5 protein-coding genes and 2 pseudogenes are annotated in these 4,712 nt (G+C 26.1%); all 7 read left to right on the forward strand.

Annotated features, from left to right (window positions below):
* Positions 1-1,281: 1,281 nt before the first annotated feature.
* Positions 1,282-1,473: a hypothetical protein gene (locus CQA75_RS09235; protein WP_171000103.1), complete on the forward strand. Its 192-nt coding sequence runs from the start codon at positions 1,282-1,284 to the stop codon at positions 1,471-1,473.
* Positions 1,474-1,531: 58 nt separating this feature from the next.
* Complete coding sequence (locus CQA75_RS08650; RefSeq protein ID WP_137624569.1) at positions 1,532-1,771, forward strand: hypothetical protein; 240 nt, start codon at positions 1,532-1,534, stop codon at positions 1,769-1,771.
* 278 nt (positions 1,772-2,049) lie between these two features.
* Positions 2,050-2,508, forward strand: coding sequence for a hypothetical protein (locus CQA75_RS08655; protein WP_171000104.1), 459 nt, complete (start codon positions 2,050-2,052; stop codon positions 2,506-2,508).
* Between the two features lie 116 nt (positions 2,509-2,624).
* Positions 2,625-2,870 (forward strand): hypothetical protein, encoded by a 246-nt coding sequence (locus CQA75_RS09450; protein ID WP_246023817.1) that lies wholly within the window; start codon positions 2,625-2,627, stop codon positions 2,868-2,870.
* Positions 2,871-2,887: 17 nt separating this feature from the next.
* Positions 2,888-3,529, forward strand: coding sequence for a lipase family protein (locus CQA75_RS09455; protein ID WP_246023818.1), 642 nt, complete (start codon positions 2,888-2,890; stop codon positions 3,527-3,529).
* A gap of 179 nt (positions 3,530-3,708) precedes the next feature.
* Positions 3,709-4,413 (forward strand): annotated as a pseudogene (locus CQA75_RS09245) (hypothetical protein); the annotation flags it as partial.
* A gap of 8 nt (positions 4,414-4,421) precedes the next feature.
* A pseudogene (locus tag CQA75_RS08675) lies at positions 4,422-4,712 on the forward strand (hypothetical protein); the annotation flags it as partial.

A 4,712-nucleotide genomic window follows, 5' to 3' on the forward strand; every position in this document is an offset into this window, starting at 1 on the left:
TTAGGTAAAACTTTTAAAACTTTATGTAAAGTTAATAAATACAATAAAGAATTTAACCTTACTTACAAGGATGCACAAGAATCATTTTTTATAAGTGAGCAGGCTCTAAAGAATTCTCTAATAACCCCTTTTATTTTGGAGAATTAGATCAAGAAGGGATAATCAAACAAGATGTACCCAGTTATTATTTTTCCCCTAAAGATGAAAGCAGTGGTTTAGGAAAACTTAGCATCTTTTATAAAAATGATGAACTTTGCTTACTTAATTATTCTATATTAGAAAATTCTTTAAATATCAAATTAGAATGCTTATAGAATATTTAGCATTAGACACTATAAAAACTCAAGAAATCACGCAACTTAGTAAATCACAAGCTAATATTATTTTATGAAAATATATAACTTATATTTGGCTAGATATAAGGTATGTTTGCTAAATACAAAAGAAAAATGATACGTTCTGATATTAAAAAATATAAAGAATTATGAGAAAAACGAGGTTGCTAATATATGAAAAACAAGCTAAATATATGAAACTTTATAAATATGTCAGAATGCGCTAGGCTAGCTATTCTACAGATTTAAGTAAAGGTATGTTTAAAAAATATAAAAACAAATTGAGAGGGTTTAATAAATTCTAGAATTCTTTAGTTAATCTTTTAACATTTATTCTTATATTTTTCTTTTTTGTTTTTATATTTTCTATTATTTTATATTTTATCTTTAAAGTTTTTTTTAAATTAAAAAATAAAACAAAAACTATAAATTTTAAAACAATATTTAAAAAACTTGCTTTATTTCTTTTACCTGTATATCTTTTATTATTCTTAGCAGGAGGATGTTCTTATAAATATATGGATCCTTAGTATTATGAGTTTAAGAGGTTGTGTAAAGATATAGATAATAAAGTAATAATTTATAATAAAACTTATCGGGAAATATTTAACAATAGAGAAAAAGGAAATACAATGCATGATGAAAAAGGAGAATTCTTTTTTAATCAAAAAATAAATAAAAAAATATATTTTGATTTTAAAAAATCAAAAAGCATTAATGTATTGCAAAAAATAAATTTACTTTAAAAGAAGTTACATTTGAAGATTATTATGATGATATTCATTATTTAACGCATTTATCCTATATTTATGATAATTATGGTATATTCTTAAGAGGTGATGAGGGTGCTGGATTATATTTTAGATATGAAGAAGTATTATATTGTGAGGATATTGACAAAAATTTAAGAAATGATGATTAGCAAGTTGAAACTTTGGAATAATAAATGCCTAAAAACATTAAAATACAAGAAGCTAAATTAGACTTAATTGCTAAATTTTTAGATTATGCTAATGTTGCAGATGCTAGTTATGCGATATTGCAATATGTTTTTAAAGGTATAATTAAATATAAAGATAATAATAACAATGAATTAGAAGAAAAAAGTAGATACCCAAAAACTAGGCGACAAACATAATAATCAAAATTCTACCTATGCAAGAGCTATACAAGCGCGTTTTGAGCAAAGTAAAATAATGAGAATAGAACCTAGATGCTGCATTTCTCTTATAAATACTTGTTTTGGCAGTAAAGAAATAAAATTAAATAATGATATTGACAAAACAGAGAAAGCATTAAAATTATTTGGAGTTAATCCTAATGATTTACAAAATAATTTAAAACTCGAGAATAATAATTATATTGCACGATTTAGATATGATACCAAGAGAATAAAAGCTCAGTTAAATATTAAAATGGATTTGAAAAAAACATAATAGAAGTCAATGAATTAGGTTCAATTTGGTATGATTGGAGACCATAATATTAGGCAATGAGGGTAATATGGATTTTAGAGTTATGTGGGATAATTATATTACCTGTGGTAATATTTATATTAGAGAGATGCCAGAATGTTTTAAAGATAATAAGTTTATCTGTAATTTTAAGGAGGTAAAATGACAAATAAAGAGATAGTTGAAAAACTACGGGATAACGCTGAGTTAGCTTGGGCTAGTTATGGTTACTTTCATCTAACAGATTCTAAGATATTAAAATGAAAAAGTTTCTTACACCTAAAAAAATTCTTTTAGCTTTTATATTATGTAGCGGAATTTATTTTATAGGTATTCCTCTTGGTTTTGTACCATTTTGGTGGATACAACCTAATTATTGGGAATTTAGGAAACTATGCAAGATTAATGATTTACCAAATAGTGAGGAAAAATACAATAAAATTTTGGGATATTTTGGATTAAAACTGGGAGATAAATATGTCTTTCTTAAAAACACAACATACAAAAATAGTATAGTGTTGCGTGCTTATACAGACTTGAAAGATAATAATGAAGTTTTTTCTATGGATAATATCGCTAATATTGAATTTTCTCCGAGTTGGATTGTCTATTATCCTCAAATATTTGGTAATGAAGGCAATATGGATTTTAGAATAAATTGGAAAACTTCTGTAGAATGTAGGTATTTCAAAAGAGATTTACTTTTTAGGAGCAAATAATGAATAATAAAGAGCAAATCAAGAAACTTTGCGATAATGCAGAATTAGCTTGAGCATCGTATGGGTATTTTCATTTTAAGGGGAAAAGTTTTAAAAATAGTGATAAAATTATTACCATGCAAAACATACTCGATATTACCTATAAAGGTTGCAAAGTTAAAGATACGGGTTGGATATTTAATGATGAACTCGATGGCGACTTTGGTAAAGAACAAGCCAAACAATTCTTTTCTCGCTATGATTTATTAAAACATTGCCCCAATACAGATTCAGGTTTCTCTGCTACTTTATTTGGAGAAAAAAGAAAACAAATTGATAGTAAAACTATACAAGTGAATATGGCTATATCGATTATATTTTAGCCATTAGAGGAACAGAAATGAGTTCTTTTAAAGATTTGTTTGTAGCTGATGCTTCTTTAGCTGTAGGCTCTATACCTAAAGCTCAATATGATGATATGATAAACTTTTATGAAACTTGTATTAAAGATTATCCACAAATCAAAGAAAAAGATTCTCTTACCATTACAGGACACTCTCTTGGAGGCTGCCTTGCACAACTCTTTGCTTTAAGTATCTGTGATGATAAGAATAGAAATAATATCAAAGCTTTATATACTTATAATGCACCTGGAGCTAGAAAGATAGCACCTCCTTATGATTATATAGTAAAACTCTTTATATTTTACAGCAAAGAACAACAAGAAAGATTTATAAAAGAAGAAATAGAAAATATAGTAAATAGAGCAAGAGATTTAGACAAAAATGATGCTTCATTAGAGAGTAAGATACGAAAGGTATTACACAAGATAATCCAAGAGAAACATAGTCAATGCTATGGGATAACAATGAGTGTTTCTACTAATACAACAATGATGCCACTTGATATTAATGCTATCCCTATTTTAGCAGATATTGCACCATATTATAGACAACTTGCTTATAATTATTGGCAACATTTTAAAGAAGATAGGAGAACGCCTCAAAATTTTGAACTTAAAGGAGATGAAAGATATATATAAACTCTCAATTCAAGATTCCATACATCATTGTGAATCAAGTAAAAATGAATGCAAAAATGAATGGTATATCGGCTCTCCTATATCAAAATTAGGGATTAAGCTGATTACATCAAGATAATCAATATAGCGATACAATACTGCTTCATACAATCAATACAAGCTCTGGAATAACAGGGGAACACTCCATCATCCCTCTTACTCGAACTCTTTATTTTTATTCTTATCTTTTGGAGCTTAAAGAAAATGAAGATAAAATAATAAAAAATAATTCTTTAAAAGAAAGTTTGGAAAATTTAAATCATTTTATGAAAAATATTCAAATTTATACAGAAACTTTTGTGTTAAAGAATAATGATATTAATAATAAAAATTTTGCTCATAAAAATGGACCTCTTGGACTTTTTAGAAGCTCCCCAGAAAAAATCAATCATTTTGAATACTTTCTTTCATTAATAGCCACTATAATGCAAGAAACAAATGATATTTTGCAAGAGGTTGGAGATAGTTATTATACAAGTTATAACGCTCCTATCATTAGTCAAACAAAAATCATAGATTTTATTTTAAAGGCACAAGAAAAAGAAAAATATATTTTAATTCTTGATAAAAATGATTTTAATAAATACAGAAAAGATTGTTCCTTTGTTAATAATCAAGAAAATTTAGCCCATAAAATTGCCATTGGGGAATTTAGAATTTTTATTGTAGTTTATAAAGATATGAAATGTCTTGAAAATATTAACAATATAACAAAAATATATGGATATAATTCAAAAAGTTATAAAATAAAAGATCAAATTTGGGATGAGCGGTATTTAGGTGGAGTTTGTAAAATATCACAAGCTTTGTATTTTAGCGGAAAAGCTAAAATAGGCATCATTTAAGGAAAATTATGGTAAGTAGAGATTTTTTATATTCTATCCACAAAGATAAAAAAAGTATTTATTTATTTTGTGAAAATAAAAGCATAATTGATTGTCAAAGTATTTATGAAGAACTTTATAAATTAGAAGCAACGACAGATTTTACTTTTGAAGAGTTACAAAACTACCAAACTTATATCTTCCTAAGCTCCACCCTTTTAACAGGCTCTAAAGAATTCCCTAATAATCCCTTTTATTTTGGAGAATTAGATCAAGAAGGAATAATCAAACAAGATATACCCAGTTATTATTTTTCTCCT

This window comes from Campylobacter taeniopygiae (genome assembly GCF_005406225.1).
Lineage (GTDB): Bacteria > Campylobacterota > Campylobacteria > Campylobacterales > Campylobacteraceae > Campylobacter_D > Campylobacter_D taeniopygiae.